We start from the raw sequence: 15,888 nt of genomic DNA, 5'->3' as shown, positions 1-15,888 counted from the left end.
AACAGTATTCATTAGTTGTTGGTACCCGTAGCCAACATCACTTAACTAGGCTATGTGGGCAGTAAGGCCATAAAGTAATAAAAGTACGTTCTACTGAGCTGACCGAAGTATCTCTACCCCTGGCTAACCAATAGCCTAGAACAACGAAGCGGCGGAGATGCTTCGCCCAGCTCAGCAGGATGTTCTTTGCGCGTGCTGCCCACAAAGCCCGGATAAGGCCGGACGCTCTGCTCTGGGTATTGCTCAACAACTTCACTCTCAGCAACTGGAAAAGCTGTTGCAAACTACTAAGGCACGCTAGGGTAGAACTTCTTCCTAGCGTATAGCTTCGTCCTGAGTCTGCAACCAGGCACTACTTCCTGATAACGCGGAGGCTGACGCGCCGATTCATGGCCCGTCCTTCGGGAGTGGTGTTGGTGGTAAGAAAGAACTTGGCACCATAGCCTTTGGCCTCAATTCGGCTTATATCAATGCCAATGCTCCCAAGTGCCAGCATGGCCGCTTTAGCCCGATTCTCACTAAGCTGAAAGTTCTTGAGGGAGTTACCGGTGCTGTCAGTGTAGCCTCCAAACTTGATACGTGCCGTTGGGAAGGTGCGCAGAATGCTGGCAATGTTACGCAGCTGCTCGCCGGAGCCTGCTGTTAAAATGGCCTGGCCTGGCTCAAAGTATACCCGGTCGCAGTTGATCCACCCTTTAGTTCGGTTTATCGAATCAACCTGCATTTTGGGGTCTGACAAGAACTGGTACAGCTTGCTCTCCGTGGAATTTACTCCAACCTGCTGAATAGTGCCGTCAGCGAGGCGCAAGGAAACCAGATGGCCCGTGTCGTAGATGTAGGTATCGGTTGTGGGGTTGTAATGCCCGGCGGGTAAAGCCGTCAGCTGACTTTCCGTTTTGTTTGCGCCGGAGGAAGTATTGGGTGGGGTATCGGCGGCGGCTTCGGCTACAAGCGAGGCTGAAGAAGCCGGGCTTGCCACTTCAGTGGTGGTGGGCGGTTCTGCGTCGTCGTGCCCAATGAGGTAGCCCACCCCAACGGCCAGCAACAACAGACCACCTAACTGCCACCGCATAGCAGTAGAGGACTTCTTTCTGGCATGGGTACTGGCGGGGGCCGGATGTATTCCCTCACTCAGGCGAGGCCACACCCCGTTGGCTGGGACTGTTGCCGTGCTGGCCGATGCGCTGGCCGGAAGCAAAGCCGGCTTTTTTACGAAAGAGTGCTCCAAGGGCAACCGGCTGTAGGCTGGTACGGCTTGCACAATCTCCGCTTCCTGCGACTTGAGCCAGGCGTATAGCTCGTACTCGCCCCACTGATATTGCGCTACATATTGCCCCAGGGCGCCTAACGCCATGGCCATGGTATAGCCGAGAAGCGTTTCGTTCCCTACTGGCTTAGTACCGGTTGCGGCGGCTAAACAATGTAGCGTCATGCCGTAGGCGTTGGCTAGCAGCCGCTCCATCAGGCGACTACTCCGAATACCCCAATCAGTATCAGTCAGCACGTTTAGCTCCTGCGGCAAACCAGCTGCGGCAGCCTCATGGGCCAGCTGGCCTACCGTATCGGTATGGTTTTCCTGCAGGCCCAGATCTAATAGCCCTTTTACAGCCAAGGGCACCGTATGCCCAAGCGCTTGCCGTATTCTTTCTTCGTCTACCTTAAATCGAATGCTTACCAGATGGATAGCTTCCTCAGAGAAAGATTTCCTAACTATATCTAATATCCTCTGCTCCATCACAACCAGGCATTACGTGGATGATAGTAACAAGATACCTATTTGCGCAAACAATATTATTCCCCTAATAAATATTGCTTATTCAAGCATTTTATTGACTAAACATTTGCTTGCTCTCACTCATTGCTAATGGGAAGGTAGGCGCTACGTTGGGTAGCTAGCTTCGCCTTAGCATAACAGTTTCTTCGTTGGCATAACGAATGGCATCATCTGGGAAGGGCTCATCGCCCCGAAACTTGAGCAGCAGCCGGGCTGTGGTAATAATATCCTTCTGGCAATAGCGGGCAATGCGGGGCAGGTCGTTTTCCTCGTAATACACGCGGGCCACATCCTTGCCCTGAATGTCATCTTTGGGCGTAGGAATACCAAACATGGCGGCCAGCAGCGACAGGGAAGTATAGGATTTCCGGTCTCCGAATTTCCAGAGCTCCATGGTATCCAGGTGGGCTACCTCCCAGGGCTTTTTGCCGGCAACATCCAAATGGGCAGGTAGCGGCAGGCCGTTAATGAGAATCCGCCGCGACAGATACGGAAAGTCGAACTCCTTACCATTGTGACCACACAACCGGAAGTGCGGGCGCTGGCTGATGGCCTCACTGAACTCCTGAAGTAGCTGACGCTCATTGTGCCCGTAAAACGACTTTACACTGAAACACAACTGCCCATCGGGGGCGTAGCGGAAGCGCCCTACCGATATGCACACTACCTTACCAAACTCAGCATAGATACCAGCCTGCTCAAACAGAGACGCTGCGTGCAGATGGTCGGGCAGGGGCGCAATATGGCCGGCGTGCGAAATCCAGCCTTTCTCACGCCGTAGGGCATGGCACTTGTGCTCCCACAGTTCCTTCAACATCTCCTCCAGATCGTCGTGGCAGCCCACGCAAGGCACAGTTTCGATATCGAGCACAAAAATCTCGTCGAGCTTGAGGTCGTGGAGCAGGCGCATAAGAGTGAGATAAACCGTCGGAATATCCAAGATAGGAGATTTCGAATAGGTGCCGGAAACTATATATGGCAGCAGGTACCAGTGGTAACCAACGTAAAATCCCCACGCAACGCCCAGCTATGCAGAGCCAGGCGTTGCGTGGGGATTAGTAAAGAGAGAGCTGAAACTAAATCAGCTGAAAAAGCGAGGTTGAGATGCTCTAGGCCAGTGCGGGGCTGTTATTCAGGCAAAGGCCCACCAGAGTAATCAAAAGTTGGCGTCTAGGTTTGCTCATAGTGGTACAGGCTGTGATGATTGAAGTAAGACAAAGCCCAGAACTATTCAACTCCCCAGCCGACAGCCCCAGACCCTGCGTGATATAAATATCCATAATTAATCTTCAATTCACAATAAATTTTTTTGTTCAAACTCCACAGTAACCAACTGTTTTACTGTCTCTTACTCTAAGGCCGCAACAAAGCTTAGCGCCTGTAGGGCCCAACTATGCCTGCCTGCTCACCAGCAACAGCTTTGGGGGGTGTGCAGCTATACCGGCAAAGATGACAACGCTTTTAAGCTATTCCGGTCAGCTTCCTATCTTGCCGATAAAGCCTGTATGAATAGAAGTACACTACTACTACAGTGCCCAATACACCTACCAGCAGCGCAGTGGTGGCTACTTCTCCGGGCCACACCAGGCCTAGCACCACACTTAGCATACCAACAACAACGAATAAACGGCCAGCCAATCGGTGCGTGCGGGCCCAGTTATCAGGAAACTCCAGGGCCCAGGGTGTTCGGATGCCAACGAAATAATTAGGCGGCACCGTAGTCAGGTAGTTTCCTATCAGCGCAAAAAACAGGCCTAGCACCACGTTCAAGAGTTGGCCAGGATGTTTTTGCGGGTGCAATGCGGCATATAGACTGAGCATATCAAGGCCAGCCATAAGGCCCACAAGTGCCAACGTAAGCTTCTGGAAGTTACGGCTGCCCGTATCGAGGCGCCGTTTAGGGTCAAGGCGAGGCAGCAGCAGTAGCAGCAGGTACAGGCCTAGCGGCAGGGCTACGCAGGGCAGCCACATACTCTGCTTGGCCGTGAACCCGTTGGCCTGCCCATCTGCGCCAAAGTGCGTGGGAATCTGGCTAGGCAGCACAGGCCAGGTGTAGGCCAGGTATAGCCCTGGAAGCAGAATCGCGGCCAGCGTTAGTAGCTGCCACAGGGAGAATTTTGATTTCATGGGGTAGAGTCTGAAGACGGCTTGAACTGCAGCAGCCACCCGAGCAGCTCGTCCATCACCGTCATGTTAAGGGTATAGGTCACAAATTGGCCCTGCTTGTCGCTGCTCACCAAATCAGCCTGTCGGAGCAGGTCGAGGTGGTGGCTGATAGTAGGCTTGGAGAAGGAAAACTGGTCCGCAATTTCCCCGGCCGTGAGTGGCCGCTCGCGCAGCAACTCCAGGATGGCACGCCGGGTAGGGTCGTTGAGGGCTTTGAAAAGGGTGTTCAAGTGATGTTAGTTATTTAGATAAATATCTAAATATTTTTTTAGAGAAGCAATAGTCTAATAGCAAGAATCACAAAAGCCAAAAGCGGCACCTGATGCATCAAGTGCCGCTTTCTCGTTTTCGCCGTGTTGCAAACCGTTCAACCCAGCCACTTAAATCCTCTTCGGCTATTGTTAAAGTTGAAACCTTCGCGTAAAAACGAGGCACGAAGTCAGAAGGCTTGTGAATTTCTATTGTATGTCCGTTTCGCCCATACTGTAAGCTTACTACCAACTTATTCCAGGGCTGCCAACCAAATTCCTTCGTCCAGATTTGCTCAGGAGTCAGGCGCAATAGAACGTCGCTCTCTAACAACCGTAGTCGTGCAGTATGAATTAGCACGGCACCTGTCAGCAAGAACACTGGCCCAATTATTACGCCCGGTTTTGTTAAGGTGAAGGTAATTATACCGGCGCCTATCACCGCTATTATCCCAAATACTACCTGTAGCCAGGCGCTCCATCGGTTATATCGGACTTCAACCATAGTCGACGCTACTAAGTAGGCCCTGTTATTTGCTCCAGATACAAATAACAGGGCCTACTTTATATGAATTAACCGTTACCCCTACTTCGCTACCACGTCCGTCTTAATGCTCAGTTCTTTCAGCTGGGCATCAGAAATCTGTGAGGGCGAGTCGATCATGACGTCGCGGCCGGAGTTGTTCTTGGGGAAGGCGATGAAGTCACGGATGGAGTCGGCGCCGCCGAAGAGGCTGCAAAGACGGTCGAAGCCGAAGGCGATGCCGCCGTGAGGTGGCGCGCCGTACTCGAAGGCGTCGAGCAGGAAACCGAACTGGGCTTTGGCCTCCTCATCGGAGAAGCCCAGCAGCGAAAACATGCGGGCCTGCACGGCACGGTCGTGGATACGGATGGAGCCGCCGCCCACTTCTACGCCATTAATTACCATGTCGTAGGCATTGGCGCGTACTTCCCCGATGGTGTCGGGGTTGTCGAGCAGGGCTACGTCCTCGGGCTTGGGCGAGGTGAAAGGGTGGTGCATGGCGAAGTAGCGTCCCTCCTCTTCGATGTACTCGAGCAGGGGGAAATCCACTACCCACAGCGCGGAGAAGGTGTCTTTGTCGCGGAGGCCCATGCGCTGGCCCATTTCCAGGCGCAGCTCCGAGAGAGCCTTGCGGGTTTTGTTGGGTTCACCGGCCAGCACCAGCAGCAAGTCGCCGGGCTGAGCGTTGAAGGCGGCTTTCCACTGCTGCAGCGCTTCCTGCGAGTAGAACTTATCTACCGACGACTTCACGGATCCATCGGCCTCGATGCGGGCGTACACCAGGCCAGTCGCGCCCACCTGGGGACGCTTCACGAACTCGGTCAGCTCATCGAGTTGCTTTCGGGTATAGTTGGCCGAGTTGAAGGCATTGATGCCTACTACCAGGCCAGCATTGTCGAACACGGGGAAGTTGTGGCCCTTCACTACGTCGTTGAGCTCCACGAACTTCATCTCGAAGCGCGTGTCAGGCTTGTCATTGCCGTAATAGCGCATGGCGTCGGCGTAGGTCATACGGGGCAGCGTCCCGATTTCCAGGCCCTTTACCTCACGGAACAGGTACTGCACCAGTCCCTCGAAGGTGCTGAGAATGTCTTCCTGCTCCACAAACGACATTTCGCAGTCGATCTGGGTGAACTCGGGCTGGCGGTCAGCGCGCAGGTCTTCGTCGCGGAAGCACTTCACAATCTGGAAGTAGCGGTCGAAGCCCGACACCATCAGCAGCTGCTTGAATGTCTGGGGCGACTGGGGCAGGGCGTAGAACTCGCCGGGGTTCATGCGGGAGGGCACCACAAAGTCGCGGGCGCCTTCGGGCGTGCTCTTGATAAGCACGGGCGTTTCTACTTCAATAAAGGCCTGGCCATCGAGGTAGCGCCGGGTGGCCTGGGCCACGCGGTGGCGCAGCATCAGGTTCTGGCGCACCGGGTTGCGGCGTAGGTCGAGGTAGCGGTACTTCATCCGGAGGTCGTCGCCGCCGTCGGTTTCGTCCTCAATCAGGAAGGGCGGCAGCTTGGCCGGGTTCAGCACCTCCAGCTTCTCCACCCGAATCTCGATGTCGCCGGTGGGCATCTTGTCGTTCTTGGAGTAGCGCTCGGCCACTTTACCCGTCACGCAGATCACAAACTCACGACCCAGCTGACGGGCTTGCTCGCGTACTTCCGCCGATTCTACGCCTTCCTCCAGGGCCAGCTGCGTGAGGCCATACCGGTCGCGGAGCACAATCCAGAAGATGCCACCCGCGTCACGGGTGCGCTGCACCCAGCCGCACAGCGTTACGGTTTGACCAATGTGTTCGGCGCGCAGTTCGCCGCAGGTATGAGAACGGAGCATATAGTCTATTTTTTGACGAAGATACTAGGCTACATGAACAGTAGACTATAGAAGTCGAAGCCTCTGTTAACCCCACCCCGCTGGGTGAGGGGCTTAGGCTAGCACCACAACGACTTCTTGGGCTACTGTTGGCCGACATTGCCAAACTACTCTAAGCCCCTCTCTTGGAGGGCAAGGGTTGGGGTGGGGTCGACAGAGGCTCACCAGCACTTTGCGGGAAACCTTCCCAGGCAAGCCCGTTGGCCCCCACCCAAGCCGGGTTGGTTGAAAAGCCAAGATTGGTTATAGCTCATTTCATATGTTTGACATGAGCCAGTCTATTGGGTATTTGGCTCCTCTATCCATCTGTCAACCATACTCTTTTGCTCCTTCTCATGGAACTGGTCATTGAACATCTCTCCAAGACATACCCCAACGGCACCCGCGCCCTTCATGATGTATCATTGCAGATTGCGCCGGGCATGTTTGGTTTGCTGGGCCCGAACGGGGCCGGTAAATCATCATTAATGCGCACCATTTCCACGCTGCAGGAGGCGGACTCGGGCAGTATTAGGCTGGGAGAGATTGACGTGCTGCGCCAGCCGGAGCACGTGCGGCAGGTGCTGGGCTACTTGCCCCAGGAGTTTGGCGTGTACCCGAAAGTGTCGGCGGCGGAGCTGCTGGAGCACTTTGCGGTGCTGAAGGGCATCAGCAATAAGAGTGAGCGGCGGCAGGTAGTAGATGCCTTGCTGCACCAAACCAACCTCTGGGAGGCGCGCAACAAGAACTTGGGCGGCTACTCCGGTGGCATGAAGCAACGCTTTGGCATTGCCCAGGCCCTGCTCGGCGACCCAAAACTCATTATCGTGGATGAGCCTACCGCTGGCCTGGACCCTACCGAACGTAACCGCTTCCACAACCTGCTGGCCGAAATCGGCGAGGACCGCATCGTGATTCTGAGCACGCACATCGTATCGGATGTATCAGACCTGTGCCGGCAGTTCGCCATCATCAACAAAGGCCAGGTGCTATACACCGGCGACCCGCTGGTGGCCATTGAGGAAATGCGCGGGCAAATCTGGCGGCGCAACGTCAGCAAAGACGAGCTAGGCCAGTACCAGCAGCAATTCTCCGTGATTTCGTCGCGCCTGTTTGCGGGCCAAACCATCATTCACGTGCATAGCATCGCGCAACCCGGCAACGGTTTTGAGGCCGTGGAGCCCACGCTGGAGGACGTGTACTTCGCCCGCATTCACGCCGCCGAGCAGGTAGCCGCGGAAGCTTCCAAAGCTTAAACACACGTCAGATACTGGCCTACACCCCAAAAAAGACTGACTATGTTTCGAGAAATATTCCTTTTTGAGATACGCTACCGGCTCAAACGACCGGCCACGTATATCTACTTCTTCCTACTGACTGCCATGGCCTTTCTGCTCATGCTGGCGGTGGGCGGCGTGTTTGGCGCCAACGTAACAGTAGGCGGCGGGGGCGGCCGGGTGCTGGCCAACTCGCCCTATCAGATTACGGCCATCCTGATGGTGATGAGCTTGTTCGGCAGCTTCATCACCTCCTCCATGATGGGCACGCCGGTGTATCGTGATTTTGAGCACCGCACCCACTCGCTCTACTACACCACCCCCATTACTAAGTTGGGTTACCTCGGTGGGCGCTTTCTGGGCTCGTTCGTTGTAACGGTGGGCATTTTCCTGGGTGCGGCGCTGGGCCTGTGGCTGGCCACCTACTGGCCTACGATGCTGCCCGCTAAGCTGGGGCCGAACCACCTGGCCACGTACCTGCAGCCTTACCTGCTCATTGTCATTCCCAACCTGTTTCTGACGGGCGCTATTTTCTTCACGGGCGCTACGCTCTCACGCTCGGCGCTGGCCATTTACCTGGGTGGCGTGCTGTTTCTGGTGCTCTACTCTATAAGCGCTGGCCTACGGCAAAACCTTGATAACGAAACACTCAAGAACCTACTGGACCCGCTGGGTGCCAGCGCCATCGACCTGACCCAGCGTTACTGGACGGTAGCGGAGCGCAATACGCAGCTGCTCTCCTGGAACACCTACATGGTGCAAAACCGCCTGCTGTGGGTTGGCGCAGCCCTCCTGACCCTGGTGGCGTGTTATGTCTTTTTCCAGTTTTCCTTCGCTAACAAAGGAGCTTCCGGCTCGCGGCCCAAAGCGGCGCTGGGAGTGGCAGCCCGGCCTACGTCACTGCAGCTGCCCTTTGTAACGCCGCGTTTTACCCCTAGCCTGGCCTGGGCCCAATTGGGGCGTTTGCTCCGGCTGGAGTTTTTCAGCACCATCCGCAGCGTGTACTTCATTGGTATTCTGGGGGCTGGGCTGCTGTTCCTGCTGATTTCGGGCTTGCAGGTGGGCAAGATTTATGGTACCAATACCTACCCGGTTACGCCGGTGGTGGTGCAGCTGCTGGTAGGTACGTTTGCCTTGTTCCAGCTCATTATCATCACGTTTTACTCCGGTGAGCTGGTGTGGCGCGAACGGGACTCAAACGTTCATCAGATTTACGATGCCATGCCCATGCCCAGCTGGGTACCATTCGTGGCCAAGCTGGGGGCTCTGATGCTGATTCAGGTGCTGCTGCTGGCCTTGGTGATGCTCTGCGGAATCTTGCTGCAAACCGGCATGGGCTACTTCCGCTATGAGCTGGATGTGTACGTGAAGTATCTGTTCGGCTTCCAGCTCATTGATATGCTCTTGCTGTGCGTGCTGGCCATGCTGGTGCAGGTGCTCGTGAACAACAAGTTCATGGGGCACTTCATCATGATTCTATACTACCTGTTCAACATCTTTAAAGGGCAGCTAGGCCTGGAGCACAACCTGTATAGCTACAACTCTGACCCCGGCGTGCAGTACTCGGCCATGAATGGCTTCGGCCACTTTGTGCTGCCCTACTTCACCTTTAAACTGTATTGGGCGGCATTTGCGGTGTTGCTGGCGCTGGCCAGCAGCCTGCTGTGGCCCAGAGGCACCGAAACCCGCTTTTCGTGGCGCTGGCAGCAGCTGAAATCCAGCTTCTCGCCGGGCTTGCGCGTGCTGGCGGGCGTGGCACTGCTGGCGTTTGCAGGCCTGGGGGCCTTCATCTTCTATAATACCAACGTGCTGAACACGTACAGCACCACTGCCCAACAGCAGAAGCTGCAGGCAGGCTACGAAAAAACCTATAAGCGCTACGCCAAACGGCCGCAGCCCCGCGTGGTGGCGGTAAACCTGAATGTGGACATGTTCCCGGCAGAGCGCGACATTCGGTACCGCGGCTCCTACTGGCTGCTCAACCGCAGCGGCCAGCCCATTGACTCGGTGCAGATTCTCAGCGACGGTAAGGCTGATATTAAGCAACTCACGTTGGCGCGCCCCGGCAAAGAGGTGCTTCATGATAAACTAGACGAACTGGACTTCCGGATTGTGCGCCTAACTCAGCCCCTGCAACCCGGCGACTCCGTGCAGTTGAACTTCGACCTGGCCTACACCAACCCCGGCTTCCAGAACAGTGGCTCCAACACCAGCGTGGTGTACAATGGCACCTTCGTCAACAACTTTCAGCTGCCGCGCATCGGCTACCAGGAGGCCTACGAGCTCGGCGACGATGATGTGCGCAAAGAGCAGGGCCTGCAGCCCAAGCCGCGCATGGCCTCCGTGAACGACTCCGCGGCCCGCATGCGCAACTACATCAGCAGCGACGGCGACTGGATTCGGTTTGAAGCTACGCTCAGCACCTCCCCCGACCAGATTGCCATTGCCCCTGGCTACCTGCAGAACGAGTGGACCAAAGATGGCCGCCGCTACTTCCAGTATAAAATGGACGCGCCCATCCTCAACTTCTACTCCTTCCAGTCGGCCCGCTACCAGGTGTACAAAGACCACTGGAACAACATACCCATTGAGATTTACTACCAGCCCGGCCACGAGTACAACCTCAAGCGCATGGCCACGGGCGTAAAAAAGGCTCTGGAGTACTACACGGCTAACTTTGGCCCCTACCAGCACCGGCAAGTGCGCATTCTGGAGTTTCCCGGCTACAATAGCTTCGCGCAGAGCTTCCCCAACACCATTCCGTTCTCAGAAAGCATCGGTTTTGTGGCCCACGTAGATTCTCTGGACCCTGAGGACATTGACTACCCGCTCTACGTAACGGCTCACGAGGTGGCTCACCAGTGGTTTGGCCATCAGATTGTGAGCGGCAACGTGCAGGGCGGTACGCTCATGTCGGAAACCCTGAGCCAGTACGGCGCCCTGATGGTGATGAAGCACATTTACGGCGAGGAGAAAATGAAGCGTTTCCTCAAATTTGAGCTAAACTCCTACCTCTCGGGCCGTGCCACGGAGCGCAAGAAGGAGGTGCCGCTGTACCTGGTAGAAAACCAGCCCTACATCCATTACCGCAAGGGCTCCCTCGTGATGTATGCGCTCCAGGATTACCTGGGCGAGGCCGCCGTAAATAGCGCCCTCAAGGAGTACCACGACAAGGTGGCCTACCAGCACCCGCCCTTTACTAACTCAGTGGAATTTCTGGATGTGATGCGCAAGCACACCCCCGACTCGCTGCAATACGTGGTGACAGACCTGTTTGAGCGCATCACGCTCTATGAGAACAAGGTTGACTCGGCCACTTACCGCAAGCTCCCGAATGGGCAGTATCGCGTGCAGTTCACCGTAGATACCAAGAAGCTTTACGCCGACTCCCTGGGCAACGAAACTGCCGACCTTAAAGCCCGCGACTTTATTGATGTGGGCGTAATGGGCCGCAAAAAAATAAAGGGCGAGTGGCAGGATGTCCCGCTAATGGTACAAAAGCGCCGCCTGTTACCCGGCCGAAACCGCCTGGAATTCACCGTGCCCGAGAAGCCAGACCGCGTTGGCATCGACCCCTACAACAAGCTCATTGACCGCAACCCCAACGATAACGTGAAGGCGCCGGAGGAGAAGAAAGGGTAAGTAAGTGGAGCGGCCCAGGCGTTCCGGCAATCAGCCACAAGCGCGTTATGCTTTCCCCTTGCCCAGCATGGCGGGCCTATTGCCAACAAAAGTTCTTGCGCTGCACACCGTATACACAAGCCCAGCCGTTACTGGCTGGGCTTTTTTACGAAAGCAGAGCCAAGTATAGCTTTACTACCTTTAAGCCAGAAAGCTTTGCCAGCCCAAGCCGCTAAAGTTGGCCCGGATTCTGCAAAGGGCCCTTCAGACACTGCTTTTTTCGCTATTCCGTTAGTTTTCTTTTGCACATGAAACGCATCGTTTTCTTCGCCGCCGCTCTGCTGGCTTTTTCTACCGCACAGGCGCAGACTTCGCCCGGTAAGGTTAAAACTAAAATCAAGACTGCTAACGGCACAGAAGTAAAGACCAAATCAGAAGCCGTGGCCGAGCCAGTTACGCTGAATGGCCCCATCAAGCGCGTAGAAACGCTTTCCGGTATTGATATTTTCCCGACCTCTGATGGGCAGCGCATTATGCTCAGCTTCACGCAGCAGTTCACTGTGCCTGGTACGCTGGTGATGACCAATTACAAGAAAGTACCCGTGTACACTACGGCCCTCGATCCGCAGAACAACACCGGTGCTCCCGTTGATTTGGGCCGTATTCCGGCGGGCTCCTACTTGGTTGAGGCCAAAACCGGCAACTATGTGTACTGGAAGAAGGTCAACATTAAATACCCCTCTCAGGCGGCTTCTAAAAAGCGCCGCTAGGCCACTCGTGGCACCTTCTGCAGCTCCGAAATCGTTCTGGTTTCGGAGCTTTGCTTTATTGACCGCGGCCTGAGTGGCCTAGGGCACATTTCAGAATCATGCGTTACTCCTGCTTAATGAAAGTATTACAGTTTTTCCGGGCTGCCCCGTTTCTGCTAGTGCTGGGGGCTTTGCTGGCCTTTGCCGGCCCCAAGCTGAAGAAAACAGCCGTCACCAAAAATATTTCAGTGGGTGTGCCCGAGGGGTTTCAGCCCCTGCCCGATGATGGTATTGCCGCCAAGTACCCCTCCCCACGTAAACCGCTGGCCGTATTCAGCAACCCCAATGGCCGCGTGGACCTTAGCGTAGCGCAAAAGCCCACCACCTTCAGCAACCGAGATTATGCCCTGCTGCTGAAAGTATACAAAGCCAGCATTCAGAACATGTACTCCAAAGTGGAGTTTCTGCAGGAAGACATCCGCACGATTAATAAGCGTGACTTTATCATGCTGGAGTTTGTGTCGACGGTAACCGATAACCGCCGCGGCGGCAACCTGGCGCCCATCCGGAAGTATCAGCTGGTGCAGTACGCCATTGAGGGCGACCAGCTGTTTATATTCACGTTTGATGCCCCGGCGGAGGAGCAGCGCCAGTGGCAGCCCATTGCCCAGGAGGTAATGGCCAGCATCAACATGAAGTAATAGGGTGGTGAGGTGATCAGGTAAGTAGTAATGAGGTGATGAAGTGGTAACCGCTTTGCACACTATGCGCTGGCCTAGCAGCCTGCTATTCCTCCTCACTATTCACCTCCTATCTTCATCAATTAACTCTCAACAGCCATGACCCTTTCTCTTTATTCTGACGAGCAGTACATGCGAGAGGCGCTCAAGCAGGCCCGGTATGCGTTCGAGGAGGAAGAAATTCCCATTGGTGCCGTAGTCGTGATGGACCGGCAAATCATTGCGCGGGCTTACAACCAAACGGAGAAGCTGCGCGACGTAACGGCTCACGCCGAAATGCTGGCTCTCACCTCTGCTGCCAACCATCTCGGCAACAAATACCTGCAAGAGTGCACGCTTTACGTTACGGTAGAGCCCTGCGTGATGTGCGCGGGCGCTACTGCCTGGGCTCAAGTGAAGCGCGTAGTGTATGGCGCCTCCGAGCCCAAGTTTGGCTTCCGCCGCCACGGCAACCTGCTGCACCCCAAATCAGAACTGGTTACGGGTATTCTGGCCGATGAGAGTGGAGCGCTCATGCAAGATTTCTTTGCCCGGAAGCGGAGGTAACCAGTAATCGGCTACTTTTGGCCGCGTTCGTAACCCTAAGCAGGTTGCAGCGGTTATATCCTGACGCCCGGTCACCACTTCTTCGGGAGTGCTAGGCCAGGCAACAGAAGTTGTCTCTCATTCCACCTCAAAAACACATTCCAATCATGGCTTTCGAACTGCCCCAACTGCCCTACGCTTACAATGCTCTGGAGCCGCATATTGATGCGCAGACGATGGAAATTCACCATACCAAGCACCACCAGGCCTACGTAACTAACCTCAACAATGCCATTGCCGGCACTGAGCTGGAAGGTAAGTCACTGGAGGAGCTGATGCACAACATTGCGGCCGCTCCGGCTGCGGTGCGCAACAACGGTGGTGGCCACTGGAACCACTCCCTGTTCTGGACCATCCTGGGTCCCAACGGTGGCGGTGAGCCCACGGGCGCCATTGGCGAAGCCATCACGAAGGCTTTCGGCAGCTACGAGAAGTTCAAGGAAGAATTCACTAAGGCGGCTACTACCCGCTTCGGCTCGGGTTGGGCATGGCTCTGCAAGCAGGCCGATGGCTCGGTGCAAATCTGCTCTACGCCTAACCAGGACAACCCCCTCATGCCCGACACCGGCTGCAAAGGCACGCCCGTACTAGGCCTCGATGTGTGGGAGCACGCCTACTACCTCAAGTATCAGAACCGCCGCCCCGACTACATTGCGGCCTTCTATAACGCCATCAACTGGGAAGAAGTAAACCGCCGCTTCGCTGAAGCCAGCTAGTCGTTAGCTCCTTCAATTCTTTTGAAAAGCCCTTTTGCCTAGTGCAGAAGGGCTTTTTGTTTGTCTAGGTCTTCGCTTAAAAACTTGGCCATATGGCTAGGCCACTCCGGGCCGGCACCCACTGGCCTACGCACTTAGGCGGGAAAGATTTCTTGTATCTTTAGGTTCTAAATTCTGTCCCCCCACTTTTCCATCCGCATGTACATGAGTACGAAGCTGCGTCTCATTATTCTGAGCTTTTTACAGTTTTTTATCTGGGGCTCGTGGCTGATAACCATCGGCGCGTACTGGTTTCAGACCAAGCAGTGGTCGGGGGCTCAGTTTGGAGCTATCTTCTCCACCATGGGTATTGCTTCCATCTTTATGCCCTCCCTCATGGGTATTGTGGCCGATAAGTGGGTAAATGCCGAAAAGCTCTACGGGATACTACATATTCTGGGTGGTGTGGTTCTCTTTACCATCCCGATGGTGGCCGATCCTAGCATGTTCTTTTGGGTGATACTCCTGAACATGATTTTCTATATGCCCACGCTGGCGCTTTCCATTGCCGTATCCTACTCAGTACTGAAGCGGGAAGGCGCCGATGTAGTGAAAGATTACCCACCTATCCGGGTGTGGGGTACCATTGGCTTCATTGTAGCCATGTGGACGGTGAGCCTCCTGGGCTTTGAGAAATCGGCCAACCAATTTTATGTGGCGGCCGGCGCAGCCATTCTGCTAGGCCTATACTCGTTTACCCTACCCAAGTGTCCACCGCCCTCCAAGGATACCCCCAGTCGCTCGTTGATTGATGCGCTGGGCCTGAAGTCGTTTGCGCTGTTGCGCGACACCAAGATGCTTACCTTCTTCCTGTTTGCGTTGCTGCTAGGAGCTGCCCTGCAGCTCACCAATGCCTACGGCGACACTTTCCTGCACGACTTCGACAAAGTGCCGGCTTACCAGAACACGCTGGCCGTGCGATATCCGGCCATTATCATGTCTATCTCGCAAATTTCGGAAACGCTCTTTATCTTGGCTATTCCGTTTTTCCTGCGCCGCTTTGGCATCAAGCAAGTGATGTTCTTCAGCATGATTGCCTGGGTGCTGCGCTTCGGTCTGTTCGCCTTCGGTGACCCAGGCACGGGCCTCTGGATGATTATCCTGTCCTGCATCGTGTACGGCATGGCCTTTGACTTCTTTAACATCTCGGGCTCTCTGTTTGTCGAAACCCAGACGTCGGCCTCTATTCGGGCCAGCGCGCAGGGCTTGTTCATGATGATGACCAACGGCTTTGGTGCAGTGCTAGGCAGCTCCGTGAGTGGCCTAGTAATCCAGAATTACTTCACCGCCGCCGATGGTGTAACCAAAGACTGGCACAGCATCTGGCTGACGTTTGCGGCTTATGCTCTGGTTATTGCGGTGCTGTTTATTATCCTCTTCAAACACAAGCACAACCCACAAGAGCTAGCAGACGCCGAGCCATCGGAGCAGCTCTTGTCGGTAGAGCAAGCGTAATCCGCCTTTCTACTCAGCGAGCCTACCTGCGCCGCCCACTCCGCCAAGATGGTGGGGCGGGCGGCGCAGCCGTTTTTCTCCTTTTCTTCGAGGAAGTATGACCTCAACATAACCCGCTACTCTCTCGCCCCGCCCCCTCGTCTGGACCGG

12 protein-coding genes are annotated in these 15,888 nt (G+C 55.3%); 7 read left to right on the top strand and 5 right to left on the bottom strand.

What is annotated here, in order from left to right:
- Window positions 1-352 precede the first annotated feature (352 nt).
- The 5 genes from HMJ29_RS10180 to aspS form a co-directional block, all read right to left on the bottom strand.
- Window positions 353-1,618: an OmpA family protein gene (locus HMJ29_RS10180; RefSeq protein WP_171591374.1), complete on the bottom strand. Its 1,266-nt coding sequence runs from the start codon at window positions 1,616-1,618 to the stop codon at window positions 353-355.
- Window positions 1,619-1,892: 274 nt separating this feature from the next.
- Complete coding sequence (locus HMJ29_RS10175) at window positions 1,893-2,684, bottom strand: 3'-5' exonuclease (RefSeq protein ID WP_216634108.1); 792 nt, start codon at window positions 2,682-2,684, stop codon at window positions 1,893-1,895.
- A gap of 551 nt (window positions 2,685-3,235) precedes the next feature.
- Window positions 3,236-3,901 carry an SdpI family protein gene (locus HMJ29_RS10170; protein ID WP_171591373.1) on the bottom strand — a complete coding sequence of 222 codons (666 nt, stop codon included), beginning with the start codon at window positions 3,899-3,901 and terminating at the stop codon, window positions 3,236-3,238.
- Window positions 3,898-4,170, bottom strand: coding sequence for an autorepressor SdpR family transcription factor (locus tag HMJ29_RS10165; RefSeq protein ID WP_171591372.1), 273 nt, complete (start codon window positions 4,168-4,170; stop codon window positions 3,898-3,900). Before HMJ29_RS10165 ends, HMJ29_RS10170 begins: the two co-directional genes overlap by 4 nt.
- Before the next feature lie 604 nt (window positions 4,171-4,774).
- A complete protein-coding gene (gene aspS / locus HMJ29_RS10160) occupies window positions 4,775-6,538 on the bottom strand; it encodes an aspartate--tRNA ligase (protein WP_171591371.1) in 1,764 nt (587 codons plus the stop codon).
- A 374-nt stretch (window positions 6,539-6,912) separates the two neighbouring features.
- On the opposite strand from aspS, the gene HMJ29_RS10155 reads away from it, so the two are divergent.
- The 7 genes from HMJ29_RS10155 to HMJ29_RS10125 all read left to right on the top strand — a co-directional run bounded on the left by HMJ29_RS10155 (window position 6,913) and on the right by HMJ29_RS10125 (window position 15,738).
- Window positions 6,913-7,812, top strand: a complete 900-nt coding sequence (locus tag HMJ29_RS10155) for an ABC transporter ATP-binding protein (RefSeq protein WP_171591370.1) — start codon at window positions 6,913-6,915, stop codon at window positions 7,810-7,812.
- Between the two features lie 126 nt (window positions 7,813-7,938).
- A complete protein-coding gene (locus tag HMJ29_RS10150) occupies window positions 7,939-11,475 on the top strand; it encodes an ABC transporter permease/M1 family aminopeptidase (RefSeq protein WP_244678680.1) in 3,537 nt (1,178 codons plus the stop codon).
- A 287-nt stretch (window positions 11,476-11,762) separates the two neighbouring features.
- Entirely contained in the window at window positions 11,763-12,224 is a 462-nt protein-coding gene (locus HMJ29_RS10145; protein ID WP_171591368.1) for a hypothetical protein, read from the top strand.
- Window positions 12,225-12,340: 116 nt separating this feature from the next.
- A complete protein-coding gene (locus HMJ29_RS10140; RefSeq protein WP_171591367.1) occupies window positions 12,341-12,904 on the top strand; it encodes a hypothetical protein in 564 nt (187 codons plus the stop codon).
- 138 nt (window positions 12,905-13,042) lie between these two features.
- Window positions 13,043-13,489: a nucleoside deaminase gene (locus HMJ29_RS10135; protein WP_171591366.1), complete on the top strand. Its 447-nt coding sequence runs from the start codon at window positions 13,043-13,045 to the stop codon at window positions 13,487-13,489.
- A gap of 146 nt (window positions 13,490-13,635) precedes the next feature.
- On the top strand, window positions 13,636-14,244 hold the full coding sequence (locus HMJ29_RS10130) for a superoxide dismutase (RefSeq protein WP_216634107.1): 609 nt from the start codon (window positions 13,636-13,638) through the stop codon (window positions 14,242-14,244).
- Between the two features lie 204 nt (window positions 14,245-14,448).
- Window positions 14,449-15,738, top strand: a complete 1,290-nt coding sequence (locus tag HMJ29_RS10125; protein WP_171591365.1) for a nucleoside permease — start codon at window positions 14,449-14,451, stop codon at window positions 15,736-15,738.
- Window positions 15,739-15,888: the final 150 nt, after the last annotated feature.

The sequence above is a fragment of the Hymenobacter taeanensis genome, assembly GCF_013137895.1.
GTDB lineage: Bacteria > Bacteroidota > Bacteroidia > Cytophagales > Hymenobacteraceae > Hymenobacter > Hymenobacter taeanensis.
The sequence above is the reverse complement of the archived record's forward strand: the minus strand, read 5'-3'. Positions and strand labels throughout refer to the sequence as shown.

Coding starts and splice junctions, on each gene's coding strand:
- aspS (WP_171591371.1), bottom strand. CDS start 6,538: ATGCTCCGTTCTCATACCTGCGGCGAACTGCGCGCCGAACACATTGGT.
- HMJ29_RS10135 (WP_171591366.1), top strand. CDS start 13,043: ATGACCCTTTCTCTTTATTCTGACGAGCAGTACATGCGAGAGGCGCTC.
- HMJ29_RS10130 (WP_216634107.1), top strand. CDS start 13,636: ATGGCTTTCGAACTGCCCCAACTGCCCTACGCTTACAATGCTCTGGAG.
- HMJ29_RS10155 (WP_171591370.1), top strand. CDS start 6,913: ATGGAACTGGTCATTGAACATCTCTCCAAGACATACCCCAACGGCACC.
- HMJ29_RS10170 (WP_171591373.1), bottom strand. CDS start 3,901: ATGAAATCAAAATTCTCCCTGTGGCAGCTACTAACGCTGGCCGCGATT.
- HMJ29_RS10140 (WP_171591367.1), top strand. CDS start 12,341: ATGAAAGTATTACAGTTTTTCCGGGCTGCCCCGTTTCTGCTAGTGCTG.
- HMJ29_RS10150 (WP_244678680.1), top strand. CDS start 7,939: ATGGCCTTTCTGCTCATGCTGGCGGTGGGCGGCGTGTTTGGCGCCAAC.
- HMJ29_RS10145 (WP_171591368.1), top strand. CDS start 11,763: ATGAAACGCATCGTTTTCTTCGCCGCCGCTCTGCTGGCTTTTTCTACC.
- HMJ29_RS10125 (WP_171591365.1), top strand. CDS start 14,449: ATGAGTACGAAGCTGCGTCTCATTATTCTGAGCTTTTTACAGTTTTTT.
- HMJ29_RS10175 (WP_216634108.1), bottom strand. CDS start 2,684: ATGCGCCTGCTCCACGACCTCAAGCTCGACGAGATTTTTGTGCTCGAT.